This is a genomic window from Ralstonia condita (genome assembly GCF_958405655.1).
GTDB classification, from domain to species: domain Bacteria; phylum Pseudomonadota; class Gammaproteobacteria; order Burkholderiales; family Burkholderiaceae; genus Ralstonia; species Ralstonia condita.
The window spans coordinates 718717-741338 of the sequence record NZ_CATYWO010000002.1 but is presented as its reverse complement, the minus strand read 5'-3'; the positions used below and the strand labels follow the sequence as shown (position 1 = coordinate 741338).

Genomic DNA, 22622 nt, shown 5'->3' with positions numbered 1-22622 from the left:
CCTTATTCAAAAAGAGGAAAGCGAAGGGGTCAGGACTTGATCGAGGGCGCCGGCAGCACGTGTACCGCGCCGCGCATGCCAGCCTCGAAGTGGCCGGGCTGCAGGCAGCCGAATTCCACCGTGCCGGCTTGCGTGAAATGCCAGACGAGCTCACCGGCCTCGCCGGGGGCGACGGTGACGGCGTTGGCGTCGGCATGTTCCATTCCGGGGTGCTGGCGCATCTGGGCAGCGTGGGCGGCCAGATCGGCGGGGGTGCCGAGCGTCATCTCGTGCCGCAGGCGGCCGTTGTTGACGACCCGGAAGCGAATCGTCTCGCCGTCCTGCACATGGATCTGCGCGGGGCTGAAGCGCATGGCGTCGTCCATGTCGACGCGCACGGCGCGGGTGACATGTGTCGAGTCGCCGGGCGCGCCGATGGCGGTATCGGCGTGGTCATGGCTACCGGCAGGATTGCCGGACGCATGGGCGGCGGCGGCCATCGCCAGCAGCGTGGCCAAAAGGGTCTTGTGAATCCGGTTGCGTTGCATGGTGGGTCGCATCGTTGCAGTCGGGGTCAGTTCAGGTGTCGGCATCGTTGCCGGTGTATTCATAGGCGACCGTGCCCTTGGGGTGCCTGTACCAGCCGGGGTCGGCGTAGCTGCCGCGCGGCAGGTCGCGGCGCACCTTCATCACGGTGAACATGCCGCCCATCTCGATGGCGCCGAACGGGCCCTGCCCGGTCATCATCGGGAGCGTGTTGTCGGGCAGCGGCATTTCCATCTCGCCCATGTCGGCCATGCCCGCCTGGCCCATGCCCATGTAGTCGGGCACCAGCGCGTTCATCTTCTTGGCAAGATCTTTCTGCTGCACACCGATCATGGTGGGAACGTTGTGCCCCATGGCGTTCATCGTGTGGTGCGACTTGTGGCAGTGGAACGCCCAGTCGCCGGGGTTGTCGGCGACGAACTCGATGGCGCGCATCTGCCCGACCGCCACATCCACCGTGACCTCGGGCCACCGCGCACCGGGCGGTACCCAGCCGCCATCCGTGCCGGCAACCTCGAACGTATGGCCGTGCACGTGCATCGGGTGGTTGGTCATGGTGAGGTTGCCCATGCGGATGCGCACGCGATCGCCCAGGCGCACGGGCAGCGGGTCGATGCCCGGGAAGACGCGGCTGTTCCACGTCCACATGTTGAACTCGGTCATCTGCGCCACGCGCGGCGTGTACGAGCCCGGGTCGATGTCGTAGGCGGCGAGCAGAAAGATGAAGTCGCGGTCGACACGATGCTGCGCGGGGTCCTTCGGGTGCACGACGATCGAGCCCATCATCCCCATCGCCATCTGGACCATCTCATCGGAATGGGGGTGGTACATGAACGTCCCGGACTTCTTCATCTCGAACTCGTAGACGAACGTCTTGCCTGGCGGAATGTGCGGTTGCGAGAGGCCGCCGACGCCATCCATGCCGGCCGGCAGGATCATGCCGTGCCAATGCACCGTGGTGTGCTCCGGCAGCTTGTTGGTCACGAAGATGCGCACGCGATCGCCCTCCACGCATTCGATCGTCGGGCCGGGGCTCTGGCCGTTGTAGCCCCACAGGTAGCCTTTCATGCCAGGTGCGAATTCGCGCTCGACGGGTTCGGCGACCAGATGAAACTCCTTCCAGCCGCCCCGCATGCGCCAGGGCAGCGTCCACCCATTCAGGGTCACGACCGGGTTGTAGGGGCGGCCATTGGGCGGCGCGAGCGGTGGCTGGGTAGCGGGCTGCGATTGCAGCGGCGCTTCGGGCAGTGCAGCGGCGCCGGCGCGCGAGACCATCGCCGTGCCCAGCATGGCCGCGCCCGTGCCCCCGAGGAATTGACGTCGGGATACCATGTTCAGTGTCCTTGTGGAGAGTTGGGTGCAGATGCGGGCGCATTGGCCTCGGCGGGTGGCAGCTTGCCGCCCAGCGCCATCTGCAGGTCCGTCTGGGCAAGCCAGTAGCCGCGCAGCGCATCGATGTAGCCGTTGACGGCATTCACCTGTTCACGCGCATCGGTCAGCAGTTCGAACACGCTGACGAGCATGCCGTTGTAGCGCAGCAGCATCTCGTCGGAGATGGTCTTGCGCAGCGGCACGACCTCGTCACGGTAATGGCGCGTCAGGTCATACGCGGTCTGGTAGCGCACATACGATTCCCGTACTTCGGAGCGCGCGCGCACGGCCGTGTCCGCCAACTGGTCGGCAGCTTGCATGTAGATCGCTTGCGCACGCGCCACGCGCGCGCCGCCCCAGTCAAACAGGGGAATCTCGATGCCGATCTCGTAGCCCGTTTCGCGGGGCGCGCCGGTCTTGCTGTTGCGCACGTAGCCCAGGTCCAGCACGTTGATGAAGCGTGTGGCCCGTGTCAGCCCAAGCGAAGACGCCAGCCCATCGACCTGCAGCTTGCCGGCCTGAATGTCCAGCCGGTTGCGCAGCGCGTAGGCTTCGATCTGCTGCAGCTCCGGGCGATCCTTCGGCAGGTCCGGCAGGCGCTCGGGCAACGTGAATGCGATATCCGCGCCCCACACGCCGAGCATGCGGATCAGCGCCTCGCGCTCGGCCTGCGCCTGCTGGCGCGCGCGCGCCAGACTGGCGGTGGCCTCCGCATAAAAGGCCTGTTCGCGGGCGCGGTCCAGTTTGCTGAACGTGCCGGCAGCCGCCAGACGCCGCGCATACTCGGCCCCGGCCTCCGCCGCCTGCTGCACTTGCGCCGCATACGCTGCCGATTGCTCTGCCGCCACGGCATTGACGTACGCCCGCCGCGTGTCTGCCGCCACCTGCAGCATCTGGTTGGCGACCAGCAGCTTCGTCTGCTCGAAGTAGCGGCTTTCGATGCGCGAGGCCATCGGCAACGTCAGCAGGTTGAGAAACGACAGTGAAAACGTGCGCTCGATCGACAGGTCGTCGCCGCTGCGCGTGCGCTTGAAGGTAAAACCCGGGTTGGGCAGACGGCTGGCCTGCACCAGCGCCGCCTCGGACAGGCCAAGCTCCGCATACGAAGCCTGCAGGCCCCGGTTGTTGAGCAGTGCGATCTGCACGGCGCTGTCCATCGTGAGCGGCTGGGCCAGCAATTCGCGCGTGCGTTGCGCTGCGCTGTCGCGTGCCTCGGGCGAGCGTTGCCACGTGGCGTCCTTGCCAAGCCGGTCGCGCGCCACATCGGCAACCGTCTTGAAGCCGCTGTCCTGCGTGATGCTGGCGCACCCGCCAAGCAGCAGCGTGGCGGCCAGCGCCCCGACGGCGAGACGGCGCATGGAAGTGTTCAGCATGGCGCCTCCCTCAGTGATGGTGCATGCCGGGCATCGGCATGCCAGCGGGCATGTCTGGAGCCGCGGCGGGCGCGCTCGCCGGCATGGCATGCCCAGCATGGTCGCTCTGCCCTGATGCGCTGCTACGGGGCTTGGGTGCGACAGCAGCGTTGGTCTCGCGCCAGGGCGCCGGGCCAGCGTCGCGATAGGCGTGGTAGCGATCGAACGTGCGCGGCGCAGAGACTGCGGGCACGGATGCTTCGGCATTCAAGGGATCAGGCGGGGCGACTGGCGCGGACGCTGCACCTTGCGCCACTGCCCATGGCGACACCAGTGCCAGCAGCGCGGCGGCCGCGAGCCATCGTGTGTAAGACATGGAAAACCTCGATCAAACGTATAGACGCACGGCCGCTGTGCCGGACACGGTGCCGTGAAACCAAAGGCCAGCCCGCCCTATGGACGGACTGGTGGCGTCAGACGCGAATCGAAGGTGGACGTTGCAACGCTTCGGGAACGAAGCTGCGGAAGGAGACGGACAGCTCGTGCGGCGCGGCGGCCGGCAGCTCGAGCAGCGGCATGCCAAGGGAGGCGGCCAGCGGAAGCGCCGACCCGAGCGAGCAGGCAGCGCAGATTGGACAGGTCTTGCAGTGCGCCGGCGAGGGTGCCTTCGAACTCGCATCGGCGGTCATTGCCTCGCCGTGATCGTGGCAGGCGTCGGCAACCGTCGCTTCGTCAGCGTTCATGGCCATTGCCATGGCAACGCGGCCGGCTCGTCCGCCGTGCCGGCGCGGGCCATCATGGCCGTCGCGGCAACCCCTTGCAACGGGATCGCCAGGACAACCAGCCAGAGCAGGAGGCGGGTCAGCAAGCGGTACATGAACGGGAAACTGTCGGCCGGAAAGGTCGCCACGAAGGCCGCTAGTGTAGCGCGATGCCATCAATTTTCGCTGCAAGCCGCACAAGATGGGCTGGGCACGGCACAATGGCTGCCGCCGCGTACCCATTTCTGCGCGCCCGCCTGACCCCTTCTGTTCAGCTTTACCTTCCCCATCAACGCCCCATGAATACCCAATCCCACCAGCTCAGCATGACCGTGCTGATGACGCCCGACATGGCCAATTTTTCCGGCAACGTGCACGGCGGCAACATCCTCAAGCTGCTCGACCAGGTCGCCTACGCCTGTGCGAGCCGCTATGCTGGCCGTTACGTCGTCACCCTGTCGGTCGACCAGGTGGTGTTCCGCCAGCCGATCCACGTCGGCGAACTGGTGACGTTCCTCGCCTCGGTCAACTACACGGGGCGCACGTCGATGGAGATCGGTATCAAGGTGGTCACGGAAAACATCCGCAATCAGGTCGTGCGCCACACCAACAGCTGCTACTTCACCATGGTGGCCGTGGACGACGACGGCAAGCCCGCCGATGTGCCGCCGCTCACGCCCGCTAACGCGGAAGAAAAGGAACGCTTCGAAGCCGCCCAGCAGCGCCGCGCGCTGCGGCAGGAAATGGAAGCCCGGCACAAGGCCATCAAGGCCGCATACAGCACGTCTGAAGCCATCAACTGAACACCCTGCACCCCAGCCTGCCTACGCCGTCAGCAGCGAACGGTGAATGGCATGGCGCCACGGTCGGGCCGCGTTATCCACAGGCTTACCCACCGTTTCTGTGGATAAACCCGGCTCGCTTGCGCAAATGCGCTCAGCCTCGCGCAAACCCCGCCGAAAGGATCACGTCGACAGGCTGCGCCACGATCGGCACGCCAAAGCTCGAGATCGCGGCCAGCGTCGCGTTGTGATGCTCGCGGAGGGCCTCGCCGCCGGCCTGCGGTTTGTCATGCGTCGGATGGGCGTCCGCCGCCAGCGTGACGGCATATCGACCGCGATGAGGGCTGCGGCAAAGGTGCGGCGCCGCACGTGGCGAAGCGCGTCAGCTCATCATCGAAGGCATTCACGGCAGCCCCATGAAACGTTACGTTGCACTTGGGAGAACTAGCGCCCTTCCTCGATCGTCACGCCCAGTTCGGTGAGCACCTCGCGCGCCGAGCGGAACGCCTCGATGGCTGCCGGGGCGCCCGCGTAGATCGCGCTGTGCAGCAAGACTTCGCGGATCTCGACCGCGGTTGCGCCGTTGTTGATGGCGCCGCGTACGTGACCCTTCAACTCGGTGCTGCGCCCAAGCGCCGCCAGCATGGCGCACGTGCAGAGGCTGCGCGTCTTGAGGTCGATGCCCTCGCGCTGCCACGTGCTGCCCCACGCATGCTCGTTGAGCCAGTCCTGCAGCGGTGCGGAAAACGCATCCAGCCCGCTCATCGCGCGTTCTACAAACGCGTCGCCCATCACCTGCGCACGGCGTGCGCGCCCAGCTTGCCTGTCTTGTTCAGCCACGATGCCTCCTCGATTGCAGTGTTTGTAAAGCCCCGTTCAACCCGGTTTGACCAGCAACATGGTCAGCGCCGTGCCCAGCAGCACCGCGCAGAATACGAGCCGCAAGCGCACGGGCGAAAACCGGTACGCCAGCGCGACGCCCCAGGACACGCTCAAGATGCCGCCGATGGCCAGCGGCACACCCGTGCTCCAGTCGACATGCCCCGCGTGGGCGTAGGTTGCCAGCGCGATCAGCGAACCCGGCACCACGAGGGCAAGCGCCATGCCCTGTGCACGCGTCTGGGGCATGCCAAAGACCGTCACCAGCGCCGGCACAACCACCAGTCCACCGCCCACTGTGAAGATGCCTGACATGACCCCGCTTGCAATGCCCATCAGCGGCATGGCGGCGGCTGGCATGGCCTGTGATGCACCATGGCCGGCGCAACCGGCGCTACGCACTCCACCCGCCGTATCCTTGAGCTGCAAGACAAAATACGCCGCCAGCGCGATCAGGAATAGCGCAAACGCCGTACGTAGAAGGTGCGCATCCAGGCCGGCCGCAAAGCGCGCCGCCACATAGGTCGCCATCATCGAGAACGCACAGATGAGCGCGACCGAGCGCAGGTGCACCGGGTGGCGCTGGTGATAGCGCAGAAAACCGACCAGCACATTCGGCGCGATCATCACCAGCGCCGTTCCCTGGGCCAGGTGTTGGTCCATGCCGTACAGGTAGCCGAGGACCGGGATGGCGATCAGGCCGCCGCCAATACCCAACAGCCCGCCGGCCACGCCCAGGCCCATGCCGAGCAGCAGATTGATCAGGCCTGTCAGGACCACGTGAGACGTCATGCCAGCGAAAGCGGAAGAAGAATGAACACGGCGGCGCACCACGCTGATCGCGATGCGCCGCCGCAAGGCCAAGCGGCAAATTGTAGCGCCGGGCGGTTCGTCCATGTGGGCCGCAACGCCCGATCTGCCAGGGGCGATTGTCCTTGCCTTGCACACCACCGGCGGTGCGCCAACGGACCTGCGACGCCATGCTGCCAGGGCGCCTGGTGCGCGGGTCTGAGATGTCGATGCCGTGACACGAGCGCGTCCATCGGCGCCTGCGCATCAATGGCCGCGCAACGCGATCGTGACGCCGATATGACGCGGGCCCCGCGCTGATATCGCGGCACATCCCTCTGCGTCGGTTTCCGACAACGCTCGAAGCTGGTTCGGTGCGTTTGCACACGCTGTATTTGCCGGGAAGGCACCGCCCCGGTAGAGTCTCCGTCCAATGGGCTCCAGCCCAGAGCGGAGGCAAAACCGGGGTAATCCGGTGACGCAAAGCTATAGGGACTTCTGACGAAGTCAGCCAGTTACCCGAAGGCCTGCCATGGCCTCGGGCCAATGGATGCACGCAAACTCCAGCGTGCTCGGGAGGCACACAATGAAAACAACGCACACGGGGGGGCGCACGCCCGCATTCGCCGCAACGCTCGCGGCATCATTGGCAGGCAGCGCAACGCGCAGGTTTGTGCGCGTCGCCTGCTCGGCCGTGGCACTGGTGGCGGGCGCACTGACCGGCGCGCCGCACGCCAACGCCGAAGGGCTGCTGGTGCCAGCCTACATCTACCCATCGGGCAGTGGCGCGACGCAGTGGAGCACCCTTGCCACCACGGCCCAGACCGTACCGACCACCGTCATCCTCAACCCGAACAGCGGCCCCGGCACCACCCAGGATCCGAACTACGTGGCAGCCGTGGCCCAGGTTCACGCCGCAGGCGGCAAAGTGATCGGCTACGTATCGACGTCGTACGCACAGCGCTCGCTCTCCGCGGTGGTGCAGGACATCAACACGTATCAGGCGCTGTACCAGGTGGACGGATTCTTCATCGACGAGATGACCGCGGACAGCGTGACCGCGCATATCCAGTTCTATCAGTCGGTCTACAACTACATCAAGGGGCTGTCTTCCGCGTACACGGTCACGGGCAACCCAGGCACCAACGTGCCGGAGATCTATGCGAGCCTGCCGGTGGCCGACCAGATCGTCGTGTTCGAAGACAGCGCCAAGCACTACAAGACGTACGCTCCCCTGGCCTGGCAGGCGAACTACCCGATCAGCCGTTTCGCACATATCGTCTACGCGGCATCAGCCACGCAGATGCTGACGTTTGTAGCTAACGCATCAAGCCTTGGCGCTGGCAGCGTGTATATCACCTCCAAGACGCTACCCAATCCATATGGAGCGCTGCCGAGCTACTGGAGCCAGGAAGTCACCGCGGTGTCGGTTGCAAAATGACGTGAGGTGCCCAGGCCGGGATGCGGGCATCCCGGCGCATGCCTTATAGTCGGGACCACGTTCGCATTCCGCCCCGCCCGCCACAGCATGCGGGTCTTGGAGCAACAACAAGGAGAACCCCGTGGCCCTGGCTCCCAACAAGCTGCCCCAATGGACCCTTGCCGCCCCCGTGCTCGCGTGGGTTGTACTGGTCGCTGGCACACTCATGCCACCTCCCGGCTGGCTGATCGCGCTGATGGCGCTGGCGCTTGCCGGCGCGGTCTTTTCTGCCGTGCATCATGCCGAAGTGGTCGCGCACAAGGTCGGCGAGCCCTTCGGCACACTCGTGCTCGCCATTGCCGTCACCGTGATCGAGGTCGCGCTGATCGTTTCGGTCATGCTGTCGTCCGGCCCCGAGAAGGCGGGACTGGCGCGCGATACGGTCTTTGCCGCCGTCATGATCATCTGTAACGGCATCGTGGGCCTGTGCCTGTTCGTGGGCGGCCTGCGCCACCGTGAGCAGGCATTCCAGGCGCCCGGTGCCAACGCCGCGCTGGCCGTGCTCGCGGCGCTGGTGACCTTGACGATGGTGCTGCCCAACTACACCAGTTCCACGCCCGGGCCGGTTCTCACCTCGTCGCAGCTCGCCTTTGCCGGCGTGACCTCCCTACTGCTGTATGGCTGCTTCGTGATTGTGCAGACGATCCGCCACCGTGATTACTTCCTGGCCGACAGCCCGAATGAAGACGTGCACGCCCCGCCGCCGCCGACGCGCGTCGCCCTGACCAGCATGGTGCTGCTCATGGTGAGCCTGGTGGCGGTGGTGGGCCTGGCCAAGATCCTGTCGCCATCGGTGGAGGCGGCGCTTCTGAACGCGGGGGCGCCGGCAGCGGCGGTCGGGATCGTCATTGCCGCGCTGGTGCTGCTGCCCGAAGGGCTGGCGGCCCTGCGCGCGGCCAATGCCGATCGCATTCAGACCAGCCTGAACCTGGCACTGGGCTCGGCGCTGGCCAGCATCGGACTGACGATCCCCACGGTGGCTGCCGTGTTCATCTGGATCGGCCGGCCGCTCGAACTCGGGCTCGGGCCCAAGGAGACCGTCCTGCTCGTCCTCACGCTGATTGTGTCGACGCTCACGCTGGGCAACGGCCGCACGACGATCCTGCAAGGCGTGGTGCACCTGGCCATCTTTGCGGCGTATCTGTTCCTGTCGATCGTGCCGTAACCCGAAAACGCCGTAGGTCATGGGCGCCTGACAGGCGCCTTTTTTATTTGAGCGATGGCACAGGCTGCATGTCCTGCAGCAGCGTGGGCACCAGTTCCGACACCGTCGGATGAATGTGCATGGCTCGGCTGATGGTGGTGTACGGCGCCTTTGCATACATGACATCGAGCAGCGAATGCACCACCTCATCGCCGCCCACGCCCAGGATGGCGGCGCCGAGAATCTCCTGCGTCTGCGCGTCGACCACCACGCGCATGAAACCCTGGCTCTCGCCCTTCTCCACCGCGCGGCCGACGCGCGTCATGGGCCGATGCCCCACCAGCAGCTTGCGTCCCGACTGCTTGGCTTCGGCAAGCGACATGCCAATGCGCGCGAGGGGCGGATCGATATACATCGCATACGCCTGGATGCGGTCAGACACCTTGCGCGGATCGTTGTCGAGCAGATTGGCCGCGACGATCTCGTAATCGTTGTACGACGTGTGGGTAAACGCGCCGCGCCCGTTGCAATCGCCAAGGGCCCAGACGCCGGGCACGTTGGTGCGCAATTGTTCATCCACGCGGATGTAGCCGCGCGCATCGGTTTCGATGCCGGCCTTGTCGAGAGCCAGATCGTCCGTATTGGGCACGCGCCCCACGGCCATCAGCAGATGCGAGCCCGATACCTCGCGCCCGCCGCCAGCGCTGTCCAGCCCCACGATCACTTCGGCGGCATCGCGCCGGACGCTCAGGCAGTTGGCATTGAGCTGCACATCGATGCCCTCCGCCTCCAGAATCTCGCGGACAGCCTGCGACACGTCTTCGTCTTCCCGGCCGATCAGGCGTGGACCTTTTTCGACAATCGTGACGCGCGAGCCGAAGCGCCGGTACATCTGCCCAAACTCCAGCCCCACATAGCTGCCGCCGATCACGATCAGGTGTTCGGGCAGGAAATCCACATCCATCATGGTCGCGTTGGTCAGGTACGGCACCTGGTCGAGACCCGGCATGGGCGGGACCAGCGCCCGCCCCCCCACGTTGATGAAGATGCGCCCAGCCTCGAGCCGTTCGTCGCCAACGCGCACGACATGTGCGTCCTCGAAGCGCGCGTGCCCCTGGAAAACAGTGCCGTGCTCCAGGGCGCGCACCCATTGCTCCACGCCCCTGCTGGAGCGTCCGGACACCTCGTCCTTGCGCGCCTTCACGCGCCGCATATCCACCGAGATTTGCCCGTCGATGACCACGCCATACTCCGCCGCCCGCTGGGCCATGCGCGCGGCATAGGCGCTCGCCACCAGTGTCTTGGTCGGAATGCACCCGGTGTTGACGCACGTGCCGCCAAAGCGGCCGCGCTCGATGATGGCCACCTTCATGCCCGCAGCGGACAACCGCGCCGCGAGCGGCGATCCCGCCTGGCCGGTACCAATGATGATGGCGTCGAAGCGTTGCGTCATGGGGCTCTCCTGGATGGCTGCGGCGGTGTGCGTACGCCGTGTCTGCTCGGCCATGGTAGGTCGCGCGCGTGTCAACGGCGACCAGTTTCTGGAAGGCGTTGCGCCTTCGCCCGGCAGGAGGAGCGTCGAAAGCCACACGGCCACACCGAGGCACGGCCGTTGCATGCGGGTGCTCAGCAGCGAGCACCCGGTGAAGGCATCACATCAATGATGATGATGGTGTTTGCCGCGATGGCCACGGCCCCGGCCGTAACCATCGTAGTCGGAGTACGAATTACGCTGCACGTTGCCGCCGAGCGCCGCGCCCGCGCCACCGCCCAGGCCCGCGCCGACGATACCGCCCGTGCGGCCGCCCATGGCGTTGCCCGCTGCCGCACCCACGCCGCCGCCCAATGCACCGCCGACGATCGCGCCCTTGCGCTCGCGGCCATTGGCCGTCAGTGCACCGCCTGCGCCACCGCCGATCGCTCCACCGATGACGGAGCCGGTCTGCCCGCCCAGCGCGCCGCCCACGGCAGCACCGCCAGCCCCGCCCAGCGCGCCGCCGAGCGCGTTGGACAAGTCATCCGCTGCCGCCGGCAGCGCCGTCAAACCGGCCAGGGCCGCAAGGATCAGGGTAGGGGCCAATTTCTTCAACATGCTAGGTTCTCCTCGTTCATTTGGACATCACGCGGGCGGCACGCACCGCTGGCTCGCCGGTTCTGGCTGAACCGATTTGCGCCGCAGAATACAAGGCTCACGGCCGATGGGGTTAAACACCCGCGTCAAACTGGTAACAGAATGTTGCCAATATGCTGATTGCACCACCCCTGCGGGTGCCCAGTCAGCGTTTGATAAGACCGCCCTAACAGGAGCCCTCATGCCAACCTATGTTGCGTTCCTGCGCGCCGTCAATGTTGGCGGCACCGGGAAGCTGCCCATGGCCGAACTGCGCGCCCTGTGCGAATCCATCGGCTTGACCAAGGTACGCACCTACATTGCGAGCGGCAATGTCGTGTTTCACAGCCCGCTGAGCGAGTCCGCGGTCAAGACCCGGCTGGAGCGCTGCCTGGAGGCGTACGCCGGCAAGCCCGTTGGTGTGCTGGTGCGCACTGGCGACGAGCTGGCTGCCGTGCTGCAGGACAATCCGTTCAAGTCGGCGGCGCCCAATCGGACCGTCGCCATCTTCCTTGATACGCCGCCGCCCGCCGACGCACTCGCCAGCGCCACCGGCCGGCAATCCGAAGCGATCGCACTCGGCACGCGCGAAATCTACGTGCACTACGGCGATGGCATGGCCCGTTCCAAGCTGAAGATTCCCGCCACACAGGCCGGAACCGCACGCAACATCAACACCATCACGACCCTGGTCGCGTGGGCGGCGGAGTAGCGCCGGACCGCGCCCGGCCCCCATCAAGGCGCGGAGACCTTGCGCTGCGCCATGTGATGGAGGTAAGCCAGCAGATCATTGAGCTGCGCGTCGGACAAGGTCTTCTCGTCGATGGCCGACATGCGCGCGTTGGGCCACCACCGCAGCGATTGCGGGTTGCGGATGAGGTGGCGCAGCTTGTCGTCGCCCAGGTACTCCACGGGGCTGTACGGCACGTTCAGATCGGGCCCCAGGGCGGCATCGCCTGCGCGATTGAGCGTATGGCACGAGAAACAGACGCGCTGGAAGACGGCAAAACCCCGCATGACGGCGCCATCGGCTGGCAGCCCTGCCGCTGGCCGGATGGCAGCAAAGCGCGCTCCCGGCAAGGCCGCGACGTCGATGCGCACGATGTTGTAGGTCCACAGGCTCTCGTTCACGGCGGCCGCCTTGTCCGCAGGGGCGGTCCAGATCAGCCGGAACGGGCCGATATCCTGCCCCTTGAGCATGGGCCAGGGGGCAGCCGGATCTTCCACGGCCAGCCAGGCGCGGGGGCCGTCTGCCCGGTCGGCCAGCAGCAGGCGCATGGGCAAGTGCGACACGTAGCCGTCGCTGGCCGCCGTGGTGGCGCTGGCATCGGGGCTGGCCGGCTGACCCTTGAAGAACTCGCTGACGGGAATGGCCTTGAAGGTCAGGCGACGCTTCAGGTTTTCATCGTCGACGGTGACATCGGCCATCCGTGGGTCGTGCAACAGCGCATCGCGCGCCCACGTGCGATGCTGCGCGCCAACATTGATGATCAGTGCCGTGGCATCCGCCGCGTGCGCCGTGCCACCGAGCATCGCGCAAGTGAGCCACCCCGCCAGGGTGATGAGCCAGTGCTTCATGGGTTCTCCGTTCAATCAAGCCGTCCGCTCGAGAGTGTATGCAAGGCGACGCCATCTGGCATGGGTGTCATGACTAACCGGCCGGGGCCTTGATGCGCAGCCTCACGATGGCACCGCGCGGCGCCCGTCGGGGCAAGGCAGCATCGGGGGCGAGCGCAGGCAAGCGCATCACCCCTGACTGGCCGGGCGGGTTCAAAGTGCATCCGGCCTCGACAGCCACTGGCGCAGAATCGCCACGCTGTAACGCGAATCCACCTGCGCGATGAACTGCATGAAGTCCACGCTGGCCGCGTCGTCGGCCCGGTCCGAAATGGTACGGATGGCTGCAAATGGCACCCCCCACTCGTGACAGACCTGGGCGACGGCCGCGCCTTCCATTTCAACGGCCAGCGCGTCGGGTAGCGCCTCCCGCAGCGCTGCGCTCTCGGCCGATGTGCAGACAAAGCGGTCGCCGCTGATGATCAGGCCGCTGTGCACGCGCGGCGTGCGGATCCCGAACGCGGCCATGACTTCAGCCCCCAGCAGCACGTGCGGGTCAGCCAGCACGGCGTCGGCGCTCTCGCGCAGCGTCTGCGCGAGCCTGGCATCGGCCGGAAAGCGCGCCACACCGGTGAGGGGAATCTCCCAGCGGGGGAACAGCGGAGACGCATCCACGTCGTGCTGCAGCAGCTCCGCCGATACCACGACATCCCCTACCGACACCTCGGATGCAAGCCCGCCCGCCACTCCCGCAAACACCGCCGCGCGCACGCCGAAATGGGTGATGAGGGCGACCGCGGTCGAAGCGGCCGCCACCTTGCCAACGCGCGACAGCACGACGACCACGGGCCGGCCATCCAGCTCGCCCGTCCAGAAATCGCGGCTGCCGATGTGCACGCAACGCGCATTCGACAGCAACGGCAGCAGGTCACTGATTTCTTGACGCAATGCGGCCACGATGCCGACCGGACCGTTGGATGGAGAGCGCTGGAGGTTCATGCGGGCACAGGGGCGATCGAAGGAAACCGCCATTGTCGCCGCAATCCTGCCCGCGCCGGGCTCCGCTGTCAGATCCGCTGCGCAGCCGCTTGTACCGCGACGTAGCGGTCGGCTCGCAAGCGATCCAGCCGTTCGGTCACGGCCTGCAGGATGTGCGGCGCCGCCCGCTCTGGTCGCCCGCAATCAAACGGGGGCGCGGGCGCGTACTCGATGCCGAGCTGCACGGCTTGCGCGTGCTCCGCGCCGGTAATGTCGGCCATGACCGAGAGCGCCATGTCGATGCCGGCCGTCACGCCGCCGCCCGTGATGAGGTTGCCATCCCGCACCACGCGACTCTCGTCCACCGTGGCACCGAACGCGGGCAGCAGATCGCGCCAGGCCCAATGGCACGCCGCGCGCTTGCCTTGCAGCAGCCCGGCGGCCCCCAGGACGAGCGACCCCGTGCACACGGAAGTCACGTAGCGGGCGCCCGCCGCCAACCGCCGGACCTCCCCCACGAAATCGGCATCGCCCATCGCCTCGATCACACCAAACCCGCCCGGCACACAGATGAGATCGGCGTGTGCGACGTCGGCCAGCCGCTGCACGTTGGCGATGGTGAGGCCACCATCGGCGTGGATCGCGCCACCGCGTGCCGACGCCATCACGCATTGCGCGCCGGGCAGGCGCCAGAAGACTTCGTCCGGGCCGGTGAAATCGAGTTGGGTGACACGGTCGTACAGCGCAAAGACCACGACGAATGGGGAAGCCGACATGATGTCCATCTCCTGTTGGGTAATTGACGCTGCGTAGCATCGCGCTCTATTGTGTTGGCAGCAATGTCATGTAACCCACGTTTTCTGCCATGCCTCACCGGATTGCCGTGCTGATCTTTCCCGACTTCCAGGTGCTCGACGCCGCTGGGCCCGTGGCCGCGTTCGAGGTGGCAAGCCGCTACCGGGACGGGCATTACGCCGTGCGCACGGTGGCCGCGCACCCTGGCCTGGTTCGCAGCTCGTCTGGCGCGAGCTGGGTGGCGGAGGCACTGCCGACGGCCAGCCGGGTGGATACCCTGCTCGTGGCCGGCGGTGACGGCGTGGATGCCGCCATGGCCGACCCGCGCACGCGCCGCTTCGTGCAGCGCTGCGCCGCGCGCGGTGCCCGCGTGGCCAGCGTGTGCTCGGGCAGCCTGCTGCTGGCCTCAACAGGGGTGCTGGATGGCCGGCGCGCCACCACACATTGGTGCCGAACCGACCAATTTGCGCGCCAGTTCCCACAGGTGCAGCTCGAAGCCGACCACATCTACGTGAATGATGGCCGCTTCTGGACCAGTGCCGGCATCAGCGCCGGTATCGACCTGGCGCTCGCCCTGATCGCGGAAGACCTGGGCGAGCGCGTGGCACGCGCGGTGGCGCGGCAGCTTGTCGTCTATTACCGGCGGCCCGGCGGGCAGTCTCAGTTTTCTGCGCTCAACGAGATGGACTCTGCCCGTGGCCGCTTCAAGCCATTGCTGGACCACGTCCGCCGCAACCTCGGCGACGCCCATCGTGTCGACGATCTGGCTGAACACGCCTGCATGAGCCCCCGCCATTTCGCGCGCGCCTTTCAGGCTGAAACCGGACTCACCCCCGCCAAGGCCGTCGAAAAACTGCGCGTGGAAGCCGCACGGGCGGCGCTGGAGAGCGGAGCCACCTCGATGCAGCGCGTCGCGCAGGAATGCGGCTTTGGCGATACCGAGCGCATGCGCCGGAGCTTTCAGCGGCTCCTGGGGGTGCCGCCATCGTCGTTGCGGGCGCGCTAGGGCCTGCCCAGGCACCGCGCCGCATGGCGCGCGGCCACCCACTCCTCGTTCGTCGGTTCCACCGCCACGCGGATCCGGCTGGCAGGCGTGGAGATGGTCAAGGCGTTTGCCTCGTTGGCTGCGTCGTCAAGCTGCGCGCCAAGAAAGCCGAACGCGTGGACGACACGTTCGCGCAGCGCGGCGTTGTGTTCGCCGATACCCGCTGTGAAGACGAGCAGGTCCAGGCCGCCGAGCACGGCCACCAGCGCGCCGATCTCGCGGACGATTCGGCGCACGTAAAGCGCAAGCGCCGCGCGCGCGCGCGGGTCATTCCCCTCGAGCCGCAGCAGGTCACGCGGGTCGGATGACACCCCGGACACCCCCAGCAAGCCCGACTCGTGATACAGCACGTGCCCGACCTCGGCCGGAGACAGGTGTTCCGTCTCCATCATGTACAGCACGGCGCCGGGGTCCAGCGCGCCGCAGCGCGTGCCCATCATGAGGCCGTCGAGCGCGGAGAATCCCATCGTGGTGGCCACGCTCGCCAGCCCGTGCATCGCACACAGGCTCGCGCCGCTGCCCAGGTGCGCGACGATCGTCCGCCCCCGTGCGACATCGCCGTGCCGCTCCGGCAGGGCCATCGACATGTATTCATACGACAGCCCGTGAAAGCCATAGCGCCGCAGCCCGCGCTCCCATGCCGCATACGGCAGCGCCAGCAGGCTCTCGACCTGCGGCAGCGTGTGGTGGAACGCCGTATCGAAACAGGCAACCTGCGGTACGTCGGGCAGCGCAACCAATAGCGCCTCGATGGCTTCCAGTGCAAACGGCTGGTGCAGGGGCGCCAGCGGGATATAGCTGCGCAGATCCGCCAGTACCGTGGCATCGACACGGACAGGCGCAAAATACTTCGCACCGCCATGAACGACCCGATGCGCCACTGCGGCGAGCCGGCGATCGCCCAGGGCCTGCTCTGCCCGCTGGCGGATGTGCACAAGCGCAGCGTGATACGGCTGCGCGGCATCCAGCGACACAGGCTCCGCGGGCGCACCGCTGAGCGTCAAAGCAGCGCGGTCGGTGCCGATGCCTTCCACCTTGCCGCCCCACAGCGGCGTGCGCGGCAACGGCGATTGCGAACCGTCGAACAGCGCGAACTTGATGCTGGACGAGCCGCAGTTCAGTACGACGATGGCATCGTTCATGGCGGCAGGATGCGATAACGGTGCGCCAGCAGTGTGGCAATCGCGCACGACGCGATGCGCGATTCGCGCGAATCGGCACGGCTGGTGAGGACGATGGGCACGCGCGCGCCCAGCACGATTCCCGCACTGGCTGCGCCGCCCAGGTACTCCAGCTGCTTGGCCAGCATGTTGCCGCTCTCGAGATCTGGCACCACCAGCACGTCCGCCTGCCCCGCCACCTCCGAGACGATCCCCTTGATGCGCGCGGCAGCCGCCGACACTGCGTTGTCGAACGCCAGCGGCCCGTCCAGCACGCCGCCTTCAATCTGGCCACGGTCGGCCATCTTGCACAGTGCCGCCGCATCGAGCGTGGCGGGCATGCGCGGGTTGACGGTTTCGACCGCCGCCAGGATCGCCACGTGCGGCCGTTCGACACCAATCGCATGGGCCAGGTCGATGGCGTTGCGCACGATGTCGGCCTTTTCGTCCAGCGTCGGCGCGATGTTGATCGCCGCATCCGTCACGATGAACGGGCGCGGATACGCGGGCGACTGAATCAGGAAGCAGTGGCTGATGCGGCGCTTGGTGCGCAGCCCCGCTTCGGCACGCACCACCGCGGCCATCAGTTCGTCCGTATGCAGGCTGCCCTTCATGAGCGCTTCCACCTTGCCCTGCGTCGCCAGCTCCACGGCGCGGGTGGCGGCCGCGCTGCTGTGCGGCACGTCTTCGATTTCAATGCCACTCAGATCAAGCCCCGCCTCGGCGGCAACGTGCATCAGCTTGGCAAGCGGCGCCACCAGGCACGGCACGATCAGCCCTTCGGCGCGCGCGTCCAGCGCGGCAGACAGGCTCAGTGCGTCGCACGGGTGGACGACCGCCGTGCGGATCGCTCCCAGCGGACGCACGTGATCGAGCAATCGGTGAATGCCGCTGCCGCCCATGGCCATCCGCACATCGGGCAGCGTCGTGCGCGGGCGCTCGATCCGTTCGGTGGGGGCAACAACCTCGGCCTCGCCCGTGATGGCAACGGTACCGGCGTCGTTGGTGCAGGTACACGTCAGCTTGAGGCGCTTGCTTTCCTCGTCCTTGCTGGTCACGGACACGCGCACGGTCAACGTATCGCCGATGCGCACGGGCGCGTGGAACCGCAGGGTCTGTCCCAGATAGATCGTGCCGGGCCCCGGCAGGCGTGTGCCGAGCACGGCAGAGATCAACGCGCCGCCCAGCATGCCGTGAACGATCACCCCGTGGTATCGCGTGGACGCGGCAAACTCCGCATCCAGATGCTGGGGATTGACGTCGCCCGAGAGCACGGCAAAGAGCTGCACGTCTTCGGCAGTGAGCGTGCGCTGGATGGCGGCACTGTCGCCAATGGCGATTTCGTCGAAGGTGCGGTTGCGCACGACGCTCAAGTCGCCGCCCGGGAGCGACGCCGGTGGTGCGGTCAGGTGGTCGGATGCCATGCGGGTTCCTCAGGAGGCTTTGCGAAGCTGGCCATTGCCCTTGCTTCGCGCGGATACGGCGGCCGGCGGCACGGCCACCGGATTGACAAACGCATCGGCGGGCATGCCTAGCGCAGACAGCATGTTCTGCAGCGTCGTATGGACCGGCATGGCGTTGCCCGCAGCGCTCAGGGCCTGCACCGACGCCTGCTGCCACGCCAGCATGGCACGCTGGAGGTCCGTGGCAATGGTGGTCTGGTTCTTGACCGCAGTCTGTACGACGCCCTGCATCAGGTCGACCCCGCGCTGGCTCGCCTGCCAGAACGCGTTGGGAAGCAACGCCGCCAGGGCTTGCCAGTCCTCAACGCGCCTGAGGTCGGACAAGGCCGATTCGGTGCGGGCAATATCATCGGCAAGCAGGTCGGCACCAAGTTCAAACCAGCGCTGACGCGCCGTCTTGAACAGGCTCAGCGTCTGCATGCCCAGTGCAAGTTGCGCCTTGTAGAGCGCAAGGGGGAGGTTGGCAGCGGTATCCATATCGGCTCCTTACGCCATCTGACTGATGGTCTGACGAAAGCGCGTCAACGACGCAACGAACAGCGCGGCACCGATCCCGCAGAGGGCCAGACATTGCGGCCACACCACGGACAGTCCCGCGCCACGGTAAAGAATCGCCTGCGAGGCGGCCACGAAGTGCGTGGTGGGTGCCGCCAGCATGATGTCCTGCACCAGCACCGGCATGCTCTCGCGCGGGGTGCTGCCGCCCGAGAGCAGCTCCAGCGGCAGCAGCACCAGAACCAGCAGCATGCCGAACTGCGGCATGGAGCGCGCCACCGTCGCCAGAAAGATTCCCATCGAGGTGGTGGCAAACAGGTGCAGCGTAGCGACCCCCATGAACAGCAGGATCGACCCCTCGATCGGCACGCGCAGCGCGCCCTGCACGACGCACACCAGCGCGACCAGCGCGGCAAACACCACCACCAGGCCCATCGACCACACCTTGGCCGTCATGATCTCGAACGGCGTGACGGGCATCACGAGCAGGTGCTCGATGGTGCCGTGCTCGCGCTCGCGGATGAGCGCGGCACCCGTCAGGATGATCGACAGCATGGTCACATTGTTGATGATCTCCATCAGGGAGCCAAACCACGTCTGCTCCAGATTGGGGTTGAAGCGCGTGCGCAGCACGAGGTCAACCGGCGCACTGGGCGCCGCGCGATGGCGCTCCAGGAACTCGCTCACCTCGCCCGAGACGATCTGCTGGATATAGCCGTTGCCCGTGAACGCCTGGCTCATGCGCGTGGCATCGATGTTCAGTTGGATGGCCGGTGCGCGCCCGGCCAGCACGTCTTGCTGAAAATTGGGCGGGATGTCGAGCACAAAGGTATAGCGTCCGCTGTCCATGCCCGGGTCCATCTCGGTGAGCGGAATCAGCTGCGGCGTGCGGAAATGCGGCGGATAAAAGGCCGAGACGATGCGCGCGGACAGCGGCGAGCTGTCTTCGTCCACGATGGCCATGGAGGCGTTGTGCAGGCTCGCCGGCATGGCGGTGGCGGCCACGTAGATCGACAGCGTAAAGGTGTAGACGATGAGCACCAGCATCATCGGGTCGCGCACCAGGCTCCACAGCTCCTTGATGCCGAGGCGATAGATATTGCTCAGGCGGGCGGACGGACGGTTTGCCATGGCGCGGCTCCTATCGGTCCTGCTTGCGAAGCATCAGCAGCGTCGCGGCCAGGATGACGGGCACGGCCGCCAGCAGGGGCCAGAACGCGCTGCCCAGCGCGCTCACATCCAGCGCCTTGCTGAACACGCCGCGGCTGATGGTCAGGAAATGCGTGGCCGGATACACGCGCCCGATCAGGGCACCCGCGCCCTCCAGCGAGGACACCGGGTTCAGCAGCCCCGCAAACTGCACGCACGGGATGATGGTGCCGATCATGGTGACGAACATGGCGGCAATCTGGCTTCGCGTGAAGGTGGAGGCAAACAGCCCGAAGCCGGTCGAGCACGTGACGAAGATCAGTGCGCCAAGCGCCAGCGTCGCAAAGCTGCCCTTGATCGGCACACCGAACACCGTCACGGCCAGCAGCGCCAGCACCAGAAAATTGAGCATGGCCAACACGATGTACGGCGCCTGCTTGCCCAGCAGAAACTCCGCGCGCGTCACCGGCGTGACGTAGAAGTTGATGATGGAGCCCAGTTCCTTTTCCCGCACGACCGACAGCGCCGCCAGCATGGCGGGAATCATCATCAGCAGCATCGGGATCACGGCGGGCACCATGGCGGGCAGGCTCTTCACGTCGGGGTTGTAGCGATAGCGCGTTTCGATCGTGCTGGGCATGCCAGGCCGTAGCCCCAGCCGGTGCACTGCCGTGTCCGCCATCCAGAGCTGGTGGATGGCCTGCACATAGCCGCGCACCGTCTCCGCCCGGGTCGGCATGGCGCCGTCCACCCAGGCGCCGATCTGCACCGGTGTGCCGCGCTCCAGGTCGCGTGCAAAGCCAGGCGGGATCTCGATGGCGAGCGACAGCTCGCCGCTGCGCATGCGTCGATCCAGTTCAGCGTAGTCGCTGATCGGCGGCTTCTCGATGAAATACCGCGAGCCAGCAAGATTGAGTGTGTAATCGCGCGACAGCGTGGTCTGGTCGCGGTCGAGCACGGCGTAGGTGAGGTTCTCCACGTCCAGGCTGATGCCGTAACCAATGATGAACATCAGGATGGCCGTGCCGAGCAGGGCCAGCGTGGCACGCACGGGGTCGCGGCGCAGCTCCAGCGCTTCGCGCAGCGAATAGCTCAACGCACGGGCAAGGCTGAAGCGGCCGCGCCTCGTCGCCCGGGTGGCAGGCGGATCCGTCGACGCCACGTGCGCAACCGGCGGCGGGGTCGCCTCTGCCGCGTTGCCAGCTTCCGAGGCCTCCCGCAGGTAGGCAATGAACGCTTCTTCCAGCGTGTGGGTGCCGCGCGCCGCCACCAGCGCGGCAGGCGCATCGCTCACCAGCACGCGCCCGGCATGCATCAACGAGATGCGATCGCAACGCTCGGCCTCGTTCATGAAATGCGTGGAGATAAAGATCGTCACGCGATCCTGCCGCGCAAGGTCGAGCATGAGGCGCCAGAACATGTCGCGCGCAACCGGGTCGACGCCGGAAGTGGGCTCATCCAGGATCAGCAGCTCCGGCTTGTGCACCATCGCCACGGCCAGCGACAGGCGCTGGCGCATGCCCAGCGGCACGCTCTCGGGCAAGCTCTCGGCCGCTTCCTCGAGGCCGAAGCGGGCCAGCATCTCGTTCACACGAGGTTCGACTTCGGACGCTGGCACCTGGAACAAGCGCGCGTGCAGCACCAGGTTCTGGCGCACAGTCAGCTCGCCGTACAACGAGAACGACTGCGACATGTAGCCGACGCGGCGGCGCGTGTCGAGGTCCTTCGGGTCGACCGGATGCCCAAACAGCCACGCCTGCCCGTCGCTGGCGGGCAGCAGGCCGGTGAGCATCTTCATGGTGGTCGACTTGCCACAGCCGTTCGAGCCGAGAAACCCGAAGATCTCGCCGCGCCGGATGCGGAAGTCGACATGATCGACCGCCACGAAATCGCCAAAACGCATCGTCAGGCCACGCGCCTGCACTGCCACGTCGTCTTCTGCGCCGGCCACCAGGGGCGGCACCACCACGGCCTGGTGCCCCTGGCGACGGGACTCCGGCAACAGCGCAATGAACGCGGCCTCCAGCGATTCGGCGCCCGTGCGGCCGCGCAGGTCCGCTGGCGTGCCGGTGGCCAGCACGCGCCCGGCGTCCATGGCGACCAGCCAGTCGAAGCGCTCGGCCTCTTCCATGTAGGCCGTCGCCACCACCACGCTCATGCCCGGGCGGGCCGCGCGAATGCGGCCGATCAGATCCCAGAACTGGCTGCGCGACAGCGGGTCCACACCCGTGGTCGGCTCATCCAGGATGAGCAGGTCGGGATCGTGGATGAGTGCGCAGCACAGCGACAGCTTCTGCTTCATGCCGCCCGAGAGCTTGCCCGCCGGCCGCGACAGGAATGGCCGCAAGCCGGTACTGGCCGTCAAGGCATCGATACGGCGGCGACGCTCGGCGGCGTCGTGGCCGAACAGCCTGCCGAAGAACTGCAGGTTCTCTTCAATCGATAACGTGGGATACAGGTTGCGCCCCAGCCCCTGCGGCATGTATGCGATGCGCGGGCCGACGCTTGCCCGCGCATGGCGGTCCGCCATGTCGATGCCGAGCACATGCACCGTGCCTTCCTGCAAGGCGCGTGCGCCCGCCACCAGCGACAGCAGGCTCGACTTACCCACGCCATCGGGCCCGATCAGCCCCACCATGCCGCCGGCGGGCAGGTCGAGCGTAACGCCGTCGAGCGCCAGGGTCTTGCCGCGCCCGTGTCCGTAACGCAGGCTGACCCCCGCCAGGCGCGCCACGGGGGGCGGCACCTGTCCGGCGCCGTCCACGCGAGGCGGTTCGGCCACGGTGC

Annotated in this window: 23 protein-coding genes and 1 riboswitch; of the genes, 5 read left to right on the top strand and 18 right to left on the bottom strand. The window is 66.8% G+C overall.

Annotated elements, in window-relative coordinates; all coding sequences use genetic code 11:
* Window positions 1–29: 29 nt before the first annotated feature.
* The 6 genes from R2N03_RS09955 to R2N03_RS09930 form a co-directional block, all read right to left on the bottom strand.
* Window positions 30–527 carry a cupredoxin domain-containing protein gene (locus tag R2N03_RS09955; protein WP_316657403.1) on the bottom strand — a complete coding sequence of 166 codons (498 nt, stop codon included), beginning with the start codon at window positions 525–527 and terminating at the stop codon, window positions 30–32.
* A 31-nt stretch (window positions 528–558) separates the two neighbouring features.
* Window positions 559–1857, bottom strand: coding sequence for a multicopper oxidase family protein (locus R2N03_RS09950; RefSeq protein WP_316657402.1), 1299 nt, complete (start codon window positions 1855–1857; stop codon window positions 559–561).
* 2 nt (window positions 1858–1859) lie between these two features.
* Complete coding sequence (locus tag R2N03_RS09945; RefSeq protein ID WP_316657401.1) at window positions 1860–3269, bottom strand: TolC family protein; 1410 nt, start codon at window positions 3267–3269, stop codon at window positions 1860–1862.
* A 10-nt stretch (window positions 3270–3279) separates the two neighbouring features.
* Complete coding sequence (locus R2N03_RS09940; RefSeq protein WP_316657400.1) at window positions 3280–3624, bottom strand: hypothetical protein; 345 nt, start codon at window positions 3622–3624, stop codon at window positions 3280–3282.
* A 97-nt stretch (window positions 3625–3721) separates the two neighbouring features.
* Complete coding sequence (locus R2N03_RS09935) at window positions 3722–3991, bottom strand: hypothetical protein (RefSeq protein WP_316657399.1); 270 nt, start codon at window positions 3989–3991, stop codon at window positions 3722–3724.
* On the bottom strand, window positions 3988–4158 hold the full coding sequence (locus tag R2N03_RS09930) for a hypothetical protein (protein WP_316657398.1): 171 nt from the start codon (window positions 4156–4158) through the stop codon (window positions 3988–3990). The genes R2N03_RS09935 and R2N03_RS09930 overlap by 4 nt, the downstream gene beginning before the upstream one ends.
* Before the next feature lie 150 nt (window positions 4159–4308).
* Between R2N03_RS09930 and R2N03_RS09925 the strand changes: the two genes are divergently transcribed.
* On the top strand, window positions 4309–4812 hold the full coding sequence (locus R2N03_RS09925) for an acyl-CoA thioesterase (protein ID WP_316657397.1): 504 nt from the start codon (window positions 4309–4311) through the stop codon (window positions 4810–4812).
* A gap of 423 nt (window positions 4813–5235) precedes the next feature.
* Here the strand turns inward: R2N03_RS09925 and R2N03_RS09920 are convergent, their stop codons facing one another.
* Both R2N03_RS09920 and R2N03_RS09915 read right to left on the bottom strand, forming a co-directional pair.
* On the bottom strand, window positions 5236–5631 hold the full coding sequence (locus R2N03_RS09920) for a carboxymuconolactone decarboxylase family protein (RefSeq protein ID WP_316657396.1): 396 nt from the start codon (window positions 5629–5631) through the stop codon (window positions 5236–5238).
* A gap of 36 nt (window positions 5632–5667) precedes the next feature.
* The gene (locus R2N03_RS09915; RefSeq protein ID WP_316657395.1) at window positions 5668–6462 is read right to left on the bottom strand and encodes a sulfite exporter TauE/SafE family protein; all 795 of its coding nucleotides are present in this window, start codon (window positions 6460–6462) and stop codon (window positions 5668–5670) included.
* Between the two features lie 442 nt (window positions 6463–6904).
* A riboswitch (cyclic di-GMP riboswitch) is annotated at window positions 6905–6982 on the top strand.
* A gap of 63 nt (window positions 6983–7045) precedes the next feature.
* Between R2N03_RS09915 and R2N03_RS09910 the strand changes: the two genes are divergently transcribed.
* On the top strand, window positions 7046–7900 hold the full coding sequence (locus tag R2N03_RS09910; protein WP_316657394.1) for a spherulation-specific family 4 protein: 855 nt from the start codon (window positions 7046–7048) through the stop codon (window positions 7898–7900).
* A gap of 121 nt (window positions 7901–8021) precedes the next feature.
* Window positions 8022–9104, top strand: a complete 1083-nt coding sequence (locus R2N03_RS09905) for a calcium:cation antiporter (RefSeq protein ID WP_316657393.1) — start codon at window positions 8022–8024, stop codon at window positions 9102–9104.
* Between the two features lie 43 nt (window positions 9105–9147).
* Here R2N03_RS09905 and R2N03_RS09900 read toward each other — a convergent pair whose 3' ends face one another.
* The gene (locus tag R2N03_RS09900; protein ID WP_316657392.1) at window positions 9148–10536 is read right to left on the bottom strand and encodes an FAD-containing oxidoreductase; all 1389 of its coding nucleotides are present in this window, start codon (window positions 10534–10536) and stop codon (window positions 9148–9150) included.
* A gap of 204 nt (window positions 10537–10740) precedes the next feature.
* On the bottom strand, window positions 10741–11175 hold the full coding sequence (locus R2N03_RS09895) for a hypothetical protein (protein ID WP_316657391.1): 435 nt from the start codon (window positions 11173–11175) through the stop codon (window positions 10741–10743).
* A 220-nt stretch (window positions 11176–11395) separates the two neighbouring features.
* Between R2N03_RS09895 and R2N03_RS09890 the strand changes: the two genes are divergently transcribed.
* The gene (locus R2N03_RS09890; protein WP_316657390.1) at window positions 11396–11905 is read left to right on the top strand and encodes a DUF1697 domain-containing protein; all 510 of its coding nucleotides are present in this window, start codon (window positions 11396–11398) and stop codon (window positions 11903–11905) included.
* 23 nt (window positions 11906–11928) lie between these two features.
* On the opposite strand, the gene R2N03_RS09885 is transcribed toward R2N03_RS09890, so the two are convergent.
* The 3 genes from R2N03_RS09885 to R2N03_RS09875 all read right to left on the bottom strand — a co-directional run bounded on the left by R2N03_RS09885 (window position 11929) and on the right by R2N03_RS09875 (window position 14504).
* The gene (locus tag R2N03_RS09885) at window positions 11929–12771 is read right to left on the bottom strand and encodes a c-type cytochrome (protein ID WP_316657389.1); all 843 of its coding nucleotides are present in this window, start codon (window positions 12769–12771) and stop codon (window positions 11929–11931) included.
* 192 nt (window positions 12772–12963) lie between these two features.
* Window positions 12964–13749, bottom strand: coding sequence for a 5'-methylthioadenosine/adenosylhomocysteine nucleosidase (locus R2N03_RS09880; protein ID WP_316657388.1), 786 nt, complete (start codon window positions 13747–13749; stop codon window positions 12964–12966).
* Between the two features lie 68 nt (window positions 13750–13817).
* A complete protein-coding gene (locus R2N03_RS09875; protein ID WP_316657387.1) occupies window positions 13818–14504 on the bottom strand; it encodes a DJ-1/PfpI family protein in 687 nt (228 codons plus the stop codon).
* An 89-nt stretch (window positions 14505–14593) separates the two neighbouring features.
* Between R2N03_RS09875 and R2N03_RS09870 the strand changes: the two genes are divergently transcribed.
* The gene (locus tag R2N03_RS09870) at window positions 14594–15529 is read left to right on the top strand and encodes a GlxA family transcriptional regulator (RefSeq protein WP_316657386.1); all 936 of its coding nucleotides are present in this window, start codon (window positions 14594–14596) and stop codon (window positions 15527–15529) included.
* Here the strand turns inward: R2N03_RS09870 and R2N03_RS09865 are convergent.
* From R2N03_RS09865 to rbbA, 5 genes are read right to left on the bottom strand one after another with little or no spacing between them, the layout of a single operon-like run.
* Window positions 15526–16710 (bottom strand): acetate/propionate family kinase, encoded by a 1185-nt coding sequence (locus R2N03_RS09865; protein ID WP_316657385.1) that lies wholly within the window; start codon window positions 16708–16710, stop codon window positions 15526–15528. The genes R2N03_RS09870 and R2N03_RS09865 overlap by 4 nt on opposite strands.
* Window positions 16707–18152: a bifunctional enoyl-CoA hydratase/phosphate acetyltransferase gene (locus R2N03_RS09860; protein ID WP_316657384.1), complete on the bottom strand. Its 1446-nt coding sequence runs from the start codon at window positions 18150–18152 to the stop codon at window positions 16707–16709. Before R2N03_RS09860 ends, R2N03_RS09865 begins: the two co-directional genes overlap by 4 nt.
* 9 nt (window positions 18153–18161) lie before the next feature.
* Window positions 18162–18668, bottom strand: a complete 507-nt coding sequence (locus R2N03_RS09855; protein ID WP_316657383.1) for a hypothetical protein — start codon at window positions 18666–18668, stop codon at window positions 18162–18164.
* 9 nt (window positions 18669–18677) lie between these two features.
* Window positions 18678–19817, bottom strand: a complete 1140-nt coding sequence (locus tag R2N03_RS09850; RefSeq protein WP_316657382.1) for an ABC transporter permease — start codon at window positions 19815–19817, stop codon at window positions 18678–18680.
* Window positions 19818–19827: 10 nt separating this feature from the next.
* A complete protein-coding gene (rbbA, locus tag R2N03_RS09845) occupies window positions 19828–22617 on the bottom strand; it encodes a ribosome-associated ATPase/putative transporter RbbA (RefSeq protein ID WP_316657381.1) in 2790 nt (929 codons plus the stop codon).
* Between the last annotated feature and the right edge of the window lie 5 nt (window positions 22618–22622).

Excerpts from the sequence above, each read along its gene's own strand:
- R2N03_RS09955 (WP_316657403.1), bottom strand. The coding sequence starts at position 527 with ATGCAACGCAACCGGATTCACAAGACCCTTTTGGCCACGCTGCTGGCG.
- R2N03_RS09950 (WP_316657402.1), bottom strand. The coding sequence starts at position 1,857 with ATGGTATCCCGACGTCAATTCCTCGGGGGCACGGGCGCGGCCATGCTG.
- R2N03_RS09945 (WP_316657401.1), bottom strand. The coding sequence starts at position 3,269 with ATGCTGAACACTTCCATGCGCCGTCTCGCCGTCGGGGCGCTGGCCGCC.
- R2N03_RS09940 (WP_316657400.1), bottom strand. The coding sequence starts at position 3,624 with ATGTCTTACACACGATGGCTCGCGGCCGCCGCGCTGCTGGCACTGGTG.
- R2N03_RS09935 (WP_316657399.1), bottom strand. The coding sequence starts at position 3,991 with ATGAACGCTGACGAAGCGACGGTTGCCGACGCCTGCCACGATCACGGC.
- R2N03_RS09925 (WP_316657397.1), top strand. The coding sequence starts at position 4,309 with ATGAATACCCAATCCCACCAGCTCAGCATGACCGTGCTGATGACGCCC.
- R2N03_RS09915 (WP_316657395.1), bottom strand. The coding sequence starts at position 6,462 with ATGACGTCTCACGTGGTCCTGACAGGCCTGATCAATCTGCTGCTCGGC.
- R2N03_RS09910 (WP_316657394.1), top strand. The coding sequence starts at position 7,046 with ATGAAAACAACGCACACGGGGGGGCGCACGCCCGCATTCGCCGCAACG.
- R2N03_RS09900 (WP_316657392.1), bottom strand. The coding sequence starts at position 10,536 with ATGACGCAACGCTTCGACGCCATCATCATTGGTACCGGCCAGGCGGGA.
- R2N03_RS09895 (WP_316657391.1), bottom strand. The coding sequence starts at position 11,175 with ATGTTGAAGAAATTGGCCCCTACCCTGATCCTTGCGGCCCTGGCCGGT.
- R2N03_RS09890 (WP_316657390.1), top strand. The coding sequence starts at position 11,396 with ATGCCAACCTATGTTGCGTTCCTGCGCGCCGTCAATGTTGGCGGCACC.
- R2N03_RS09885 (WP_316657389.1), bottom strand. The coding sequence starts at position 12,771 with ATGAAGCACTGGCTCATCACCCTGGCGGGGTGGCTCACTTGCGCGATG.
- R2N03_RS09880 (WP_316657388.1), bottom strand. The coding sequence starts at position 13,749 with ATGAACCTCCAGCGCTCTCCATCCAACGGTCCGGTCGGCATCGTGGCC.
- R2N03_RS09875 (WP_316657387.1), bottom strand. The coding sequence starts at position 14,504 with ATGTCGGCTTCCCCATTCGTCGTGGTCTTTGCGCTGTACGACCGTGTC.
- R2N03_RS09870 (WP_316657386.1), top strand. The coding sequence starts at position 14,594 with ATGCCTCACCGGATTGCCGTGCTGATCTTTCCCGACTTCCAGGTGCTC.
- R2N03_RS09865 (WP_316657385.1), bottom strand. The coding sequence starts at position 16,710 with ATGAACGATGCCATCGTCGTACTGAACTGCGGCTCGTCCAGCATCAAG.
- R2N03_RS09860 (WP_316657384.1), bottom strand. The coding sequence starts at position 18,152 with ATGGCATCCGACCACCTGACCGCACCACCGGCGTCGCTCCCGGGCGGC.
- R2N03_RS09855 (WP_316657383.1), bottom strand. The coding sequence starts at position 18,668 with ATGGATACCGCTGCCAACCTCCCCCTTGCGCTCTACAAGGCGCAACTT.
- R2N03_RS09850 (WP_316657382.1), bottom strand. The coding sequence starts at position 19,817 with ATGGCAAACCGTCCGTCCGCCCGCCTGAGCAATATCTATCGCCTCGGC.